We start from the raw sequence: 14,086 nt of genomic DNA on the forward strand, positions 1-14,086 counted from the left end.
ATGTCCTCGCCCATGTCCGCGAGCAGGTTCCTGGAAGTCCTGATGAACGAGGGGCTCACCGTCGTCCAGGTCGGCGACTGGCGCACCCACAATCGCAACCACAAGGGCCCCTGGGGCCCCGTCAACGGTGTGATGATCCATCACACGGTCAGCAGCGGCACCGCGGCCACCGTGCGCATCTGCCGCGACGGTTACCCGGATCTGCCCGGCCCGCTCTGCCACGGTGTGATCGCCAAGGACGGCCGGGTCCACCTGGTCGGCCACGGCCGCGCCAATCACGCCGGACTCGGCGACGACGACGTACTGCGCGCCGTCGTCGCCGAGAAGCGCCTGCCGGGCGACAACGAGTCCAACACCGACGGGAACAGGCACTTCTACGGCTTCGAGTGCGAGAACCTCGGCGACGGCAAGGACCCCTGGCCCGACGCCCAGCTCGAAGCCGTCGCGAAGGCCGCCGCCGCGATCTGCCGCCACCACGACTGGAACTCCCGCTCGGTGATCGGCCACAAGGAGTGGCAGCCGGGCAAGATCGACCCGCGGGGCTTCTCGATGGACTCGATGCGGGCCCGCGTCCACGACCGCCTCAAGTGACCGGCGCCGCTCCGGTACGGCGACAATTGCGCCATGCCCTCAGAAGCGCCCGACCTCTCCCGGCTGCAGCCGGTGCTGCCCTCGCCCCTGCAACCGGTGGACGACGAGCGCTTCGCCCGCCACGGCGTCCGGCTGCTGCTCAAGCGTGACGATCTGATCCACCCGGATCTGCCGGGCAACAAATGGCGCAAGCTCTCCCCCAACCTTCGGGCGGCCGCCGGGCGCACCGTGCTCACCTTCGGCGGTGCCTACTCGAACCATCTGCGGGCCACCGCCGCCGCCGGGCGGCTGCTCGGCTTTCCCACCGTCGGGGTGGTGCGCGGGGAGGAGCTGGCCGACCGGCCGCTGAACCCCTCGCTCGCCCGGTGCGCCGCCGACGGGATGACCCTGCACTTCATGGACCGTGCGACCTACCGCGCGAAGGGCGGTCCGGAGGTCCTGGCGGGGCTGCGACGCCTCTTCGGGGAGTGCTGTGTCGTCCCGGAGGGCGGCAGCAACGCGCTGGCCGCACAGGGGTGCGCGGAGCTGGGGCGGGAGCTGCGCGGCCGGGCCGGCACGGTCGCGGTGGCCTGCGGCACCGGGGGCACCCTCGCCGGCCTCGCGGCCGGGCTGGCGCCGGGGCAGCGCGCCCTCGGCGTTCCGGTGCTGCGCGGCGGCTTCCTGGGGGACGCGGTGCGGGGGCTCCAGGAGGAGGCCTTCGGCGGTCCGGCCGGGGCGTGGTCGCTGGACGAGCGTTTCCACTTCGGCGGCTACGCCCGTACGACCCCGGCGCTGCACGCCTTCGCCGACGACTTCGAGCAGCGGCACGGCCTGCCCGTCGAGCGGCTCTACGTCGCCAAGCTGCTGTACGCGCTCACCGAACTGGCCGGTGAGGGCGCGTTCCCCGCGGGCAGCGCGGTCGCCGCGGTCGTCACGGGCAGCCCTCAGGGGGCGTCCGACTCCTCCCGGTAGGCGGCCGCCTCCTCCAGGTCGAGCCGTCTGAGCAGCGTCCGCAGCATCTCGTCGTCGATCCGCCGCTCGTCCCGCAGCGTCACGAAGACCTCCCGCTCGGCTTCGATCATCTCCCTGGCCAGGCGCCGGTAGGTGTCGTCCGCCGACTCCCCGGTCACCGGATTGGCCGCGCCCAGCCGCTCCCAGACGGCGTTGCGGCGGCGTTCCAGGACGGTGCGCAGCCGGTCGGCGAGAGGGCCCGGCAGGCGATTGCGCCGGTCGGCGAGGAGTTCCTCCAGGCGCGCCTCGGCGGCCGCCGAGGCCTCGCTCTGGGCCTGCGCCTCGGCCAGTGTCTCGGCCTTCGCGTCCCGGCCGGGGAGCTTCAGCACCCGCACCAGCAGCGGCAGGCTGAGCCCCTGCACGACCAGGGTGCCGATGACCGTGGTGAACGTCAGGAAGAGCACCAGGTTGCGGGCCGGGAAGGGGCTGCCGTCGGTGGTCACGAACGGGACGGAGAAGGCGATGGCGAGCGAGACGACCCCGCGCATCCCGGCCCAGCCGACGATCAGCGGCGCGGTCCAGTTGGTGTCCGGCTCGCGTTCCCTGATCCGGCGCGACAGCCACCGGGGCAGATACGTCGCCGGATAGACCCAGACGAAGCGGACCACGACGACGGCGAGGAACACGATCACCGCGTACCGGGCCGCGTCGCCGACCGCGTACGCGCCGAGCCCCTTCAGCACGAAGGGCAGCTGGAGCCCGATCAGCGCGAAGACCGCGGACTCCAGGATGAACGCGACCATCTTCCAGACGGCCTCCTCCTGGAGCCGGGTCGCGAAGTCGACCTGCCAGGACCGGTGGCCCAGGTAGAGCGCCACCACGACCACGGCGAGCACCCCGGAGGCGTGCACGCGCTCGGCCGCCGCGTACGCCACGAAGGGAATCAGCAACGACAGCGTGTTCTGCAGCAGCGATTCCCTGAGATGGGTACGGAGCCAGTGCAGCGGCACCATCAGCGCCAGGCCGACCACCACACCGCCGACGGCGGCCAGGAAGAACTCGCCGATCCCCGCGCCCCAGCTCATGCCCTCGCCCACGGCCGCGGCGATCGCCACCTTGTAGGCGGTGATGGCCGTGGCGTCGTTCACCAGGGACTCGCCCTGAAGGATCGTCGTGACCCGGCCGGGCAGCCCGACCCGGCGCGCGATCGCCGCGGCCGTGACCGCGTCCGGCGGGGCCACGACCGCGCCGAGCACCAGCGCGGCGGTCAGCGGCAGGCCGGGCACCAGGCGGTACGCCAGCCAGCCGACCGCGACGGTCGCGAACAGGACGTAGCCGATCGACAGCAGCGCGACCGGCCGTAGGTTGGCCCGCAGATCGAGGTACGAGCTGTCGACGGCCGCCGTGTAGAGCAACGGCGGCAGCAGCAGTGGCAGCACGATGTGCGCGTCCAGGGTGTACGTGGGCACCCCCGGCACATACGAGGCGATCAGCCCCACCGTGACCAGCAGCAGGGGGGCTGGCACGGGGGTGCGGCGGGCGGCGCCCGCGACCGCCGCACTGGCCGCGACCAGTCCCACCAGCGGCAATACGTCCATTCCACGGTCCTCACATCCGCAATTCACGGGCCACGTATCCGTCGTAACCTGACAATCATGAGCGACTGCCCTCACCTGTCCGCACTGCCGCGCCCCGAACCGGTCCCGCTGGACGTGACCTGTCCGGGCTGTCTGGCCGCGGGCACCCACCCCGTGCAGCTGCGGCTCTGCCTGGTCTGCGGCAACGTCGGCTGCTGCGATTCGTCACCCCTCCAGCACGCCACGGAACACTTCAAGGAGACCGGTCACCCGGTGATGCGGAGTTTCGAACCGGGCGAAAGCTGGCGCTGGTGCTTCCAGGACGGTTCGATCGTCTGACGTCTGGGTACGTCAAACCGGCGCCGGTTGTTCGTAATTGACCGCCGCAGACCCCTAGCCACTGTGCGTACTCATGGGCTTACCATGAGTGACAGCCATGGGCTGGGGCTCTGGCGACACGGCATCATGGATCGCGATAGCGTCGCGGACCAGAACCGAAGACGTACCACATGGCTCCGGGGCACCCTTCCCGGATCCTCGAAAGAGTTTGTGCCACCTTGGAGGTGAGGGTGTCCCAGATCGCAGGCGAGCCCGGGAATCAGGACTTCGTAGAGGTCCGGCTGCCCGCTGCGGGTGCCTACCTGTCAGTGCTGCGTACGGCCACGGCCGGTCTCGCAGCACGCTTGGACTTCACTCTCGACGAGATCGAAGATCTTCGCATCGCGGTCGACGAGGCCTGCGCGATCCTGCTTCAGCAGGCCGTGCCGGGCTCCGTCCTCAGCTGCGTCTTCCGGCTCGTCGAGGATTCCCTTGAGGTGACGGTGGCCGCCCCGACGACGGACGGCCGGGCGCCGGAGCGCGACACCTTCGCCTGGACGGTGCTCTCCGCACTGGCCGGCAAGGTCGACTCCTCGGTGGCCGACGACCGTACGGTCAGCATCAGCCTCTACAAACAGCGCGGCGCGGGACCCGGGCCGGCGTGAGCAACGGGAACGGGGACGGTCCTGTGCGGGACGAAACGATGCGACCAGGGGTGGTGCGCGCAGCAGGCATCCCGGAACAGCAGGCCCTGCCCCATCCGGTGGACGGGGCGGACGGGCCGGTGGGCCGTACGGTCGCGGTGAAGCAGTCGCAGGCGGAGCGGGCAGGCCAGATGAGCGAGCACGGGCACCACGATCCACACGACCGCAGCGGGGCGCGGGCGCTGTTCATCGAACTGCGTGCGCTTCCCGACGGGTCGCCCGAGAAGGCGGAGCTGCGCAATCGGCTGGTGCGGATGCATCTGCCGCTCGTGGAGCACCTGGCCCGCCGGTTCCGCAACCGGGGCGAGCCGCTGGACGACCTGACCCAGGTCGCCACGATCGGCCTGATCAAGTCGGTGGACCGGTTCGACCCGGACCGCGGCGTGGAGTTCTCGACATACGCGACCCCCACGGTCGTGGGCGAGATCAAGCGCCACTTCCGCGACAAGGGCTGGGCGGTCCGGGTGCCGCGCCGGCTCCAGGAGCTGCGGCTCTCGCTGACCACGGCGACCGCCGAGCTGTCCCAGCAGCACGGCCGCTCGCCGACGGTCCACGAGCTGGCGGAGCGGCTGGGCATCTCCGAGGAAGAGGTCCTGGAGGGCCTGGAATCGGCCAATGCGTACAGCACGCTCTCGCTGGACGTGCCGGACACGGACGACGAGTCCCCCGCGGTCGCGGACACGCTGGGTTCCGAGGACGAGGCGCTGGAGGGCGTCGAGTACCGGGAGTCGCTCAAGCCGCTGCTGGAGGATCTGCCGCCGCGCGAGAAGCGGATTCTGCTGCTGCGCTTCTTCGGCAACATGACCCAGTCGCAGATCGCGCAGGAGGTCGGCATCTCGCAGATGCACGTCTCGCGGCTGCTGGCCCGCACACTGGCGCAGCTGCGCGAGCGGCTGCTCGTCGAGGAGTAGCCGAGGGCGGCGGGCGGGGCCGCTCGCGGCATCCGCCGTCCCCGCACCACGCCCGCCGGCTCAGCCCTCCGGCGTGGTGCCCGGCCGGCGGATGCCGAGTGCCTCGACCGTCGTCGGCCTGACCAGCTGGTAGAGCGCCGTCAGGGTCACCGCGGCGAGGACGATCCCGGCCGGGATCAGCACGCCCTGCGACCTCAGCAGCGTCCACGCCACCGGGAGCGCGATGATCTGTGTGATGAGCGCGGGGCCCCGGCTCCAGCTGCGCCGCCGCAGCAGGCCGCGGGCGGCGGCCAGCGGGATCGCGGCGAGCGCGAGCAGCGTCAGCCCGCCCATCTCCGCCTGCTGGGGGCTCTCGGGGCGTCCGAGCAGCCCCATGACCAGCATGTAGATCCCGCCGACGGCGAGCGCCGCCCCTTCCAGGGCGGTGAGTCCGGCAACGAGAGTGATCCTGCTCGGCTTCGCCGGTTCGAGCCTCGGCGCGGGCGACGAGTCGGGCGTGTTCTGCTGAGTACTCACCCTTGCAGGTTGGCATCCCGGCACCGCGAAAGCGAAGCCGGGGTCGGAATCGGCAGTGGACCGTCACCGTGCGTAAAGGTCATGGGGCAGGACTTCAGAGTGATACCGCGCGGTAGGTAGTCTGGCGGTCATGCGCGCACTCCTCGTGGTCAATCCAGCTGCTACCACCACCAGTGCGCGGACCCGTGACGTGCTCATCCACGCGCTGGCCAGCGAGATGAAGCTGGAGGCCGTGACCACGGAGTACCGCGGCCACGCCCGGGACCTGGGGCGGCGGGCCGCGGACTCCGACGACATCGATCTGGTGGTCGCCCTGGGCGGCGACGGCACGGTCAACGAGGTCGTCAACGGCCTGCTCCACAACGGCCCCGACCCGGAGGGCCTGCCGAGCCTCGCCGTGGTTCCCGGCGGCTCCACCAATGTGTTCGCGCGCGCCCTGGGGCTGCCCAACGACGCGGTGGAGGCGACCGGCGCGATCCTGGACGCGCTCGCCAACCGGACCGAACGCACGGTCGGCCTCGGACTCGCGGCCGGCACCCCCGGCACGGAGGACGAGTCGGTCCCGGAGCGCTGGTTCACCTTCTGCGCCGGACTCGGATTCGACGCGGGCGTGGTCGGCCGGGTCGAACAACAACGCGAACGCGGAAAGCGTTCGACGCACGCTCTTTATGTACGCCAGGTGGTCCGGCAGTTCATCGACGAGCCGCACCGCAGGCAGGGCGTGATGACATTGGAAACCCCGGGGCAGGATCCGGTCACCGATCTGGCGCTGTCCATAATTTCCAACACCGCCCCCTGGTCCTACCTGGGCAACCGTCCGTTGTACGCGTCCCCGAAGGCCACTTTCGACACCGGGCTGGACGTGCTCGGACTGAAGCGGCTCTCCACTCCGGCGGTCGCCCGGTACGGCACCCAGCTGCTCACTTCGAGCCCGGAGAAGGGCCCGTCCGGCAAGCACGCCGTTTCACTTCACGACCTCACGGACTTCACCTTGCATTCAAAGGTTCCACTGCCCTTCCAGATGGACGGCGACCACCTGGGAGTGCGCACGAGTGTGACGTTCACAGGCGTACGCCGTGCACTGCGTGTGATTGTGTGAGTGGAAGGGTCCAAAGTCCTTTAACTCGAACGTTTGGGCTGGGCTCCACCCCATAGAAGTACGGCTGTGACCTAGTCGACACCGAGGAATCAAAAAAAAGTTTCCAGAAGGGGTTGTATCCGCCGCTGAGGTTTGCGAATCTCTACATGGCGATCGGGACGGCCCGCAACACCGGCCTCCACTGAGAGCCAGAACCCCTCCTCACTTCACAGGACCACAACCAGTTCATCTGGGCGTAGGCCCGTCATCTGCGGGGGGATTCGTGAAAGCGTTCACATTCACAAGCAACAGTATGTAATACCAAGGAGAGGTAGCAGCCATGGACTGGCGTCACAACGCCGTTTGTCGTGAGGAAGACCCCGAGCTGTTCTTCCCCATCGGCAACACCGGTCCTGCGCTGCTGCAGATCGAGGAAGCCAAGGCCGTCTGCCGTCGCTGCCCCGTCATGGAGCAGTGCCTGCAGTGGGCGCTCGAGTCCGGCCAGGACTCCGGCGTCTGGGGTGGCCTCAGCGAGGACGAGCGCCGCGCGATGAAGCGCCGCGCCGCTCGCAACCGGGCGCGTAACGCCAGCGCCTGACCGACGCCACCGCTACGAGCCTCAGCCAGGCGGCGCGTACAGAGCGTACGCACAACCCCGCCCCCCGAGTCGCAGCGCGCAGTACCCCCGAAGCGCATGCATGACCAGTGAGCCCGGACCGTGAACAACGGTCCGGGCTCACTGCTGTGTTCGGGGCGCCCCCGCCCGTACCGGGAGGGGGACGGGGGCTACTTCTCGGACCGGACCGGGATGTCGAGCACCACCTGGGTGCCGCGCTCGGGGGCCGGGACCATGCCGAAGGTCCCGCCCAACTCGCCCTCCACCAGCGTCCTGACGATCTGGAGCCCCAGATTGCCGGCGCGCTGCGGGTCGAAGCCCTCCGGCAGACCGCATCCGTCGTCCTGGACCGTGATCAGCAGCCGCGTCCCGGCGGAGGAACCGCCGCGCACGGCGGACACCTCGACGGTGCCGGACTCGGCGAGGGTGAAGGCGTGTTCCAGGGCGTTCTGCAGAACTTCCGTGAGCACCATCGCCAGCGGGGTGGCCACTTCGGCGTCGAGGATGCCGAAGCGTCCCGTCCGGCGGCAGGTGACCTTGCCCGGCGAGATCTCGGCGACCATCGCGATGACGCGGTCGGCGATCTCGTCGAACTCCACCCGCTCGTCCAGATTCTGGGACAGCGTCTCATGGACGATGGCGATCGAACCGACGCGCCGTACCGCCTCGTTGAGCGCCTCGCGGCCGCGCACCGAGTCCATCCGCCGGGCCTGGAGCCGCAACAGGGCGGCAACGGTCTGGAGGTTGTTCTTCACCCGGTGGTGGATCTCCCGGATGGTGGCGTCCTTGGTGATCAACTCGCGTTCGCGGCGGCGGAGTTCGGTGACGTCGCGGAGCAGCACGAGGGAGCCGATGCGCACCCCCTTGGGCTTGAGCGGGATCGCCCGGAGCTGGATCACCCCGCCCGCGCATTCGACTTCGAACTCCCGGGGCGCGTAGCCGCTGGCGAGCTTTTCCAGGGCCTCGTCCACCGGACCCCGGGAGGGGGCGAGTTCGGCGGTGATGCCGCCCAGGTGCTGGCCGACCAGATCGGAGGCGAGGCCGAGGCGGTGGTAGGCGGAGAGGCCGTTGGGGCTGGCGTACTGCACGACCCCGTCGGCGTCGAGCCTGATCAGCCCGTCGCCGACGCGCGGCGACGCGTCCATGTCGACCTGCTGGCCGGGGAAGGGGAAGGACCCCGCGGCGATCATCTGGGCCAGGTCGGAGGCCGACTGGAGGTAGGTGAGCTCCAGCCTGGACGGAGTGCGGACGGTGAGCAGGTTGGTGTTGCGGGCGATCACCCCGAGGACCCGGCCCTCCCTGCGCACGGGGATCGACTCGACCCGTACCGGCACCTCCTCGCGCCACTCCGGGTCGCCCTCGCGCACGATCCGGCCCTCGTCCAGCGCCGCGTCCAGCAGCGGGCGGCGGCCGCGCGGCACCAGGTGCCCGACCATGTCGTCCTGGTAGGAGGTGGGGCCGGTGTTGGGGCGCATCTGGGCCACCGACACATAGCGGGTGCCGTCGCGGGTGGGCACCCAGAGCACGAGGTCGGCGAAGGACAGGTCGGAGAGCAGCTGCCACTCCGAGACCAGCAGGTGCAGCCACTCCAGGTCGGTGTCACCGAGGGCTGTGTGCTGGCGGACGAGGTCGTTCATGGAGGGCACGTGTGCGAGCGTACCCGCGGACGGTCAATGGTTCCGAACCGAACGACCGGACCGTACGTGCAAGGTGAGGGGCCCGGAAAATTACGGCGCTCCGATGGATGGACACGGAGAATGGTCTAGTCCACAATGCTCAAGACAGAGCTTCCGCTCTCCCCGCACAGGAGGGCGGATCGAGGTACCGCGCTCTCTGCCCTGACCGCGTCGGTACCTCTCCCCCGGCCGGGGGCACCGCACACCGCCGGCCGGCCCGACCGGCCGTGACGGCCGGTCTTACTCCGGGCTGCGGTGCCGGACGGGCTGAGGGTCCCGTCCCGGCGCCGTGGCCCGTGGGTGTTCCCGGAGGCCGTCAGCGGGTCACGGCGACCTCGGCCGGCGCGCGCGGCGCGTCCGGATCCTGACGGCGGGCGGTCATCACCTCGTACGCCGGCATCCGCGGCGGCAGGATCTCCAGCACCGGCCGGACCTCCTCAGGCCACCCCGGCGGCCCGCGGCACGAGGCCCACGGAGGCCGCGTCGACCCGGGCCTGCGGGCCGACCACGAAGAGGTCCGCGCCCGCGGCCGCGCAGCCGGTCCGGCGCCGGATGGAGTGCCCCGTCGACCCGGCCGTCGGTGACCACGGCGATCACCGGGGAGGTGTGGCGAGGCGGTGCATGCCCTGGTGGCCGACGGGGTTCCGGTGCGTCGGCAACGCCGTTCGGACCGGTCGGCCACGGGCCCCGGTCGGCCGACGCCGGGCCGCGGCCGACCGGTGTGCGTCCGGCCGTGCCCGCGTTACCGGGTTCTGCTAGATTGGAACCCTATTGGTCTATACCACCTGACTTCACTCTTCAGATCGGCAGGCCCAGCGTGGAAGTTGTCATCGTCCCGGACGCCAAGGCAGGCGGCGAACTCATCGCGGAGGCCATCGGTGCCCTGCTGAGCCGCAAGCCCGACGCACTTCTCGGCGTTGCCACCGGCTCGACCCCGCTGCCCATCTACCAGGCGCTGGCGGCCAAGGTCCGCTCCGGCACCGTCGACGCCTCGCGGGCGCGCATCTGCCAGCTCGACGAGTACGTCGGGCTGCCCGCGGGCCACCCCGAGTCCTACCGCTCGGTGGTGCTGCGCGAGGTCGTCGAACCGCTCGGCCTGTCCGAGGCGTCCTTCATGGGCCCCGACGGCTCCGCCGAGGACGTCCGGGCTGCCTGCCTGGCGTACGACAACGCGCTGGCCGAGGCCGGCGGCGTGGACCTCCAGCTCCTCGGCATCGGCACCGACGGGCACATCGGCTTCAACGAGCCGTGCTCCTCGCTCGCCTCCCGTACCCGGATCAAGACGCTCACCGAGCAGACCCGGATCGACAACGCGCGCTTCTTCGACAACGACATCTCGCAGGTGCCGCACCACGTGATCACCCAGGGCATCGGCACCATCCTGGAGTCCCGCCACCCGATCCTGCTCGCTACCGGCGAGGGCAAGGCGGACGCCGTGGCGCTGACGGTGGAGGGGCCGGTCGCCTCGGTCGTGCCCGCCTCCGCACTCCAGCTGCACCCGCACGCGACGGTGGTGGTCGACGAGGCCGCCGCGTCGAAGCTGAAGCTGGCGGACTACTTCCGCGCCACGTACGCGGCCAAGCCGTCGTGGCAGGGCCTGTAGAGCTTCCGGACACACCGGGAGGGCCGGGGCACCCACCGTGGGTGCCCCGGCTCTCCCGTATGCCCTCGCACGGACTGCGGACGGGTGTGACGCGGCCCCCCGCCCGCATCACACCCGGTGCTCAGACCGCCGGGCCCTCCGTGCCCCTGACGACGATCTCCGCCGCCGCGAGGCCGCAGACGCGGGCCGCGCCGTGGGTGGCGATGTGCAGGGCGCCCCTGGGGGCCGCCTGCGGTACGCCCATCTCGACGACGACCGTGCCGGGGCGCTCGGCCACCAGGGCGTCGAGCGCCTCGGCCATCCAGGCATGCCGGTGGACGTCGCGGACCACGACGACGATGCGCCGCTCCCCCGCCGCCCGCAGCACCGCGGCGGCGGGCGCCTCGGTCTCGCTGCTGTAGGTGTCGGTCTCCGTGCCCGGCAGCAGCCGGCCCAGCTCCGCGGCGACACCCCAGGGGGTCTCGTCGCCGACGGCGATGTTCGACGCGGAGGTGAACGCGGCGACGTACGCGGGCCCGGTCAGCGGGGCGGCGGAACCGGTCGTCAGGACCGCCCGACGGGCGGCGACCAGACCGATGTCGGAACCGACTCCGGTACCGGGCGCGGTCCCCTCCTGCGCTGCCGCGCCCGGCCCCGAACCGGCCCCCCGCGTCCACGACGCGAGGGCACGTACCCGTGCGGCGGCGTCCGCGAGCCGCTCCTCGGGGAGTTCGCCGCTGCGCACCGCCCGGACCAGCGCGTCGCGCAGCCGGAGCACCGTGCCGTCGTCCTCCAGGCCGCCGCCGACACAGAGCGCGTCGGCCCCCGCGGCGATCGCCAGGACGGAGCCCTGCTCGATGCCGTACGTCGCGGCGATGGCCTGCATCTCCACGGCGTCGGTGACGATCAGGCCGTCGTAGCCCAGCTCCTGGCGCAGCAGCCCGGTGAGGATCCGCGGGCTCACCGTGGCGGGGCGGTCCGGGTCGAGCGCCGGCAGCAGGATGTGCGCGCTCATCACGCACTTGGAGCCCGCCGCGATGGCGGCCCGGAAGGGCACCAGCTCACGGGCGTGCAGGGTCTCCAGGTCCACGTCGATGCGCGGCATCGCGTGGTGCGAGTCGATCGCGGTGTCGCCGTGCCCCGGGAAGTGCTTGGTGCAGGCGGCGACGCCGGCGGCCTGGAGGCCCTCGATGTACGCGGCGGTGTGCCGGGCCACGAGTTCGGTGTCGGCGCCGAAGGACCGTACGCCGATGATCGGGTTGCCCGGGTTGGAGTTGACGTCGGCGGACGGCGCCCAGTTGAGGTTGACGCCGCACTCGGCGAGCCGGCGGCCGAGTTCCTGGGCGACCGCGCGGGTCAGGGCGAGGTCGTCGACGTGTCCGAGGGCGAGGTTGCCGGGGAACGAGGAGCCGGTGCGCACCTCCAGGCGGGTGACGTCACCGCCCTCCTCGTCGATGGCGACGAGGAGGTCCTCGCGCTCGGCCCTGAGCTGGGCGGTGAGCGCGGTGACCTGCTCGGGCGTGCGGATGTTGCGGCCGAACAGGGCGACGGAGGCGAGGCCTTCGTCGACCCGGCGCAGCACCCAGTCCGGGGCGGTGGTGCCGGTGAATCCGGGCTGCAGGACGGCGAGCGCGTCGCGGGTGACGGTGTCCGTGGCGGATATGAGGGTGGTCATGGGCTGTGTTATCCCTTCACGGCACCGTCGGTGAGGCCGCTGACGGCCTTGCGCTGCAGGAAGACGAACAGGATGAGGATCGGGATGGCGAAGATCGAGGCCGCCGCCATGGTGGCGCCCCAGTCGTCGCCGAACTGGCTCTGGAACTGGGAGAGCCAGAGCGGGAGCGTCTTGGCCTCGGGGTCCTTGTTGAGGATCAGGACCAGGGGGAATTCGTTCCACGCGGTGATGAAGCCGAAGAGCGAGGTGGCCATCAGGCCGGGCGCGAGCAGCGGCAGGATCACCTTGACGAACGCCTGCGGGCGGGTACAGCCGTCGACCATGGCGGACTCCTCCAGTTCCTTGGGCACCGCGGCAACGTAGCCGCGAAGCGTCAGGACCGTGAAGGGGAGCACCATCACCATGTAGAAGAGCGTCAGCGGGACCAGGCTGTTGAGCATGTCCGCGTCGCGGACCAGCATGTAGATCGCGATGACCATGACTTCCCACGGCGCCATCTGGGCGATCATGAAGACCAGGATCAGGCCCTTGCGGCCCTTGAACCGCATCCGGGCCAGCGCGAACGACGCGAAGAGCGCGATGATCAGCGAGAAGGTCACGGCGAGCAGCGTGACGGTGAGCGAATTGCCGACCAGCTTCAGGAAGTTCGGCGCGTGGTACGCCGTCTTGAAGTGCTCGAACGTGACGTCGGTCGGGAACCAGACCGGCTTCTCGGTGATGATGTCGCCGGTCGGCTTGAACGCCGTGCTGAACATCCAGTAGACGGGGAAGACCAGGCCGGCGAAGAGGATGATCGCCGTCGCGTTGGGCCAGATGCGGCCGAACAGTGAGCGCTTCACAGCTCGTCCTCCTCTTGCTTGAGAACGATGCGGAGGTAGTACGAGGTGAGCCCCAGCATGATCAGGATGGTCAGCAGCGAGATCGCCGCGCCCATGCCGTAGTGCTGGTTGCCGACGCCCTCGACGAAGGCGTAGACCGGCAGCGTCTCGGTGAGGCGGTTGGGGCCGCCCTCACTGATGGTGAAGATCTGCGGGAACGCCTTGAAGACCCAGATGACTTCGAGGAAGGTCGTGGCGTAGAGGAAGGGCCGCAGGAACGGGAACGTCACCGAGGTGAAGCTCTTCCAGACGCCGGCGCCGTCGAGCGAGGCGGCCTCGTAGAGCTCCTTGGCGATCGTCGTGGTCGCCGCGTACAGGTTGATCGCCACGAACGGGATGGACTGCCAGACGATCAGCAGGGTGACCACGAAGAACGTGGAGAACTGCGATCCGGTCCAGTTGTAATCGGCCATCGAGTGCCAGCCGAGGTGGTCCAGCACGTAGTTGACCACGCCGAAGCGCGAGGCGAACAGCCACTGGAACACGGTGGAGGCGGCCACGACCGGCATCGCCCAGGCGAGCACCAGGCCGATCATCAGCGTGAACCGCATCCGCTTGCCGAGGCGGGCGAGCAGCAGACCGATCAGTGTGCCGAAGACCATGATCAGGACGACGTTGACGCCGGTGAACACGATCGTGCGGAGCGTGACTCTCCAGAAGTCCTCACCGGTGAGGATCTCCTGGTAGTTCTTGAAGCCGTTCCACTCGGTGACATGCTGGATCAGCTGTCCCATATTGAGGTTCTGGAACGACAGCATGACGTTCTTCACCAGGGGATACCCGAGGAAGAGCGCCGTCACCGCGAGTGCGGGGACCATCAACAGGTACGGCGCTGCGCCGATGCCCGGTTTCCGCTTGCTGCCCCCGTGCTGCCCGACGGGTGGTTTCCCGTCCTGCCCGCGGGCTGCGGCCGTCTTGGCCACATCCGAGGGTTCGGTCTGCACTGCCATGCTCGCCATCTCTTCCAACAAAGCCCTACACGGAACGGGTGCGTACAGCCGGGGGGGGGGGTGGGGCCCCCCCCCCCCGGCGCG

At 70.3% G+C, this 14,086-nt stretch carries 14 protein-coding genes and 1 pseudogene; 8 read left to right on the forward strand and 7 right to left on the reverse strand.

Annotated elements, in window-relative coordinates; all coding sequences use genetic code 11:
* The gene (locus AADR41_RS08550; RefSeq protein ID WP_342280705.1) at positions 1-591 is read left to right on the forward strand and encodes an N-acetylmuramoyl-L-alanine amidase; all 591 of its coding nucleotides are present in this window, start codon (positions 1-3) and stop codon (positions 589-591) included.
* 33 nt (positions 592-624) lie between these two features.
* On the forward strand, positions 625-1,542 hold the full coding sequence (locus tag AADR41_RS08555; protein WP_342280707.1) for a 1-aminocyclopropane-1-carboxylate deaminase/D-cysteine desulfhydrase: 918 nt from the start codon (positions 625-627) through the stop codon (positions 1,540-1,542).
* On the opposite strand, the gene AADR41_RS08560 is transcribed toward AADR41_RS08555, so the two are convergent.
* Positions 1,515-3,119, reverse strand: coding sequence for a Na+/H+ antiporter (locus AADR41_RS08560; protein WP_342280709.1), 1,605 nt, complete (start codon positions 3,117-3,119; stop codon positions 1,515-1,517). The two genes, AADR41_RS08555 and AADR41_RS08560, sit on opposite strands and share 28 nt — an antisense overlap.
* A gap of 57 nt (positions 3,120-3,176) precedes the next feature.
* Between AADR41_RS08560 and AADR41_RS08565 the strand changes: the two genes are divergently transcribed.
* From AADR41_RS08565 to AADR41_RS08575, 3 genes are all read left to right on the forward strand, one after another.
* Positions 3,177-3,437: a UBP-type zinc finger domain-containing protein gene (locus AADR41_RS08565; RefSeq protein ID WP_342280710.1), complete on the forward strand. Its 261-nt coding sequence runs from the start codon at positions 3,177-3,179 to the stop codon at positions 3,435-3,437.
* A gap of 230 nt (positions 3,438-3,667) precedes the next feature.
* Positions 3,668-4,081: an anti-sigma regulatory factor gene (locus AADR41_RS08570; protein WP_072483809.1), complete on the forward strand. Its 414-nt coding sequence runs from the start codon at positions 3,668-3,670 to the stop codon at positions 4,079-4,081.
* Complete coding sequence (locus tag AADR41_RS08575; protein WP_392735056.1) at positions 4,078-5,031, forward strand: RNA polymerase sigma factor SigF; 954 nt, start codon at positions 4,078-4,080, stop codon at positions 5,029-5,031. The genes AADR41_RS08570 and AADR41_RS08575 overlap by 4 nt, the downstream gene beginning before the upstream one ends.
* Before the next feature lie 60 nt (positions 5,032-5,091).
* Here the strand turns inward: AADR41_RS08575 and AADR41_RS08580 are convergent, their stop codons facing one another.
* Entirely contained in the window at positions 5,092-5,547 is a 456-nt protein-coding gene (locus AADR41_RS08580) for a hypothetical protein (protein ID WP_342280712.1), read from the reverse strand.
* A 130-nt stretch (positions 5,548-5,677) separates the two neighbouring features.
* On the opposite strand from AADR41_RS08580, the gene AADR41_RS08585 reads away from it, so the two are divergent.
* A complete protein-coding gene (locus AADR41_RS08585; RefSeq protein WP_342280713.1) occupies positions 5,678-6,646 on the forward strand; it encodes a diacylglycerol/lipid kinase family protein in 969 nt (322 codons plus the stop codon).
* Positions 6,647-6,965: 319 nt separating this feature from the next.
* Complete coding sequence (locus AADR41_RS08590) at positions 6,966-7,223, forward strand: WhiB family transcriptional regulator (protein ID WP_003953983.1); 258 nt, start codon at positions 6,966-6,968, stop codon at positions 7,221-7,223.
* A gap of 188 nt (positions 7,224-7,411) precedes the next feature.
* Here the strand turns inward: AADR41_RS08590 and AADR41_RS08595 are convergent, their stop codons facing one another.
* Positions 7,412-8,878 (reverse strand): PAS domain-containing sensor histidine kinase, encoded by a 1,467-nt coding sequence (locus tag AADR41_RS08595; protein WP_124717378.1) that lies wholly within the window; start codon positions 8,876-8,878, stop codon positions 7,412-7,414.
* A 355-nt stretch (positions 8,879-9,233) separates the two neighbouring features.
* Positions 9,234-9,520 (reverse strand): annotated as a pseudogene (locus AADR41_RS08600) (SIS domain-containing protein); the annotation flags it as partial.
* Positions 9,521-9,734: 214 nt separating this feature from the next.
* On the opposite strand from AADR41_RS08600, the gene nagB reads away from it, so the two are divergent.
* Complete coding sequence (nagB, locus tag AADR41_RS08605) at positions 9,735-10,520, forward strand: glucosamine-6-phosphate deaminase (RefSeq protein ID WP_342280714.1); 786 nt, start codon at positions 9,735-9,737, stop codon at positions 10,518-10,520.
* A gap of 121 nt (positions 10,521-10,641) precedes the next feature.
* Here the strand turns inward: nagB and AADR41_RS08610 are convergent, their stop codons facing one another.
* From AADR41_RS08610 to AADR41_RS08620, 3 genes are read right to left on the reverse strand one after another with little or no spacing between them, the layout of a single operon-like run.
* Positions 10,642-12,174, reverse strand: a complete 1,533-nt coding sequence (locus AADR41_RS08610) for a glycoside hydrolase family 3 protein (protein WP_342280715.1) — start codon at positions 12,172-12,174, stop codon at positions 10,642-10,644.
* 8 nt (positions 12,175-12,182) lie between these two features.
* Positions 12,183-13,013 (reverse strand): carbohydrate ABC transporter permease, encoded by an 831-nt coding sequence (locus tag AADR41_RS08615; protein ID WP_342280716.1) that lies wholly within the window; start codon positions 13,011-13,013, stop codon positions 12,183-12,185.
* Positions 13,010-14,002 carry a carbohydrate ABC transporter permease gene (locus AADR41_RS08620; protein WP_342280717.1) on the reverse strand — a complete coding sequence of 331 codons (993 nt, stop codon included), beginning with the start codon at positions 14,000-14,002 and terminating at the stop codon, positions 13,010-13,012. Before AADR41_RS08620 ends, AADR41_RS08615 begins: the two co-directional genes overlap by 4 nt.
* Between the last annotated feature and the right edge of the window lie 84 nt (positions 14,003-14,086).

This window comes from Streptomyces sp. CLV115, from assembly GCF_038448545.1.
Classification (GTDB): Bacteria; Actinomycetota; Actinomycetes; order Streptomycetales; family Streptomycetaceae; genus Streptomyces; species Streptomyces sanglieri.

What these genes read in the sequence shown, in the direction of transcription:
- AADR41_RS08610 (WP_342280715.1), bottom strand. Translation starts at nt 12,174, where the DNA reads ATGACCACCCTCATATCCGCCACGGACACCGTCACCCGCGACGCGCTC.
- AADR41_RS08560 (WP_342280709.1), bottom strand. Translation starts at nt 3,119, where the DNA reads ATGGACGTATTGCCGCTGGTGGGACTGGTCGCGGCCAGTGCGGCGGTC.
- AADR41_RS08595 (WP_124717378.1), bottom strand. Translation starts at nt 8,878, where the DNA reads ATGAACGACCTCGTCCGCCAGCACACAGCCCTCGGTGACACCGACCTG.
- AADR41_RS08620 (WP_342280717.1), bottom strand. Translation starts at nt 14,002, where the DNA reads ATGGCAGTGCAGACCGAACCCTCGGATGTGGCCAAGACGGCCGCAGCC.
- AADR41_RS08565 (WP_342280710.1), top strand. Translation starts at nt 3,177, where the DNA reads ATGAGCGACTGCCCTCACCTGTCCGCACTGCCGCGCCCCGAACCGGTC.
- AADR41_RS08585 (WP_342280713.1), top strand. Translation starts at nt 5,678, where the DNA reads ATGCGCGCACTCCTCGTGGTCAATCCAGCTGCTACCACCACCAGTGCG.
- AADR41_RS08550 (WP_342280705.1), top strand. Translation starts at nt 1, where the DNA reads ATGTCCTCGCCCATGTCCGCGAGCAGGTTCCTGGAAGTCCTGATGAAC.
- AADR41_RS08590 (WP_003953983.1), top strand. Translation starts at nt 6,966, where the DNA reads ATGGACTGGCGTCACAACGCCGTTTGTCGTGAGGAAGACCCCGAGCTG.
- AADR41_RS08555 (WP_342280707.1), top strand. Translation starts at nt 625, where the DNA reads ATGCCCTCAGAAGCGCCCGACCTCTCCCGGCTGCAGCCGGTGCTGCCC.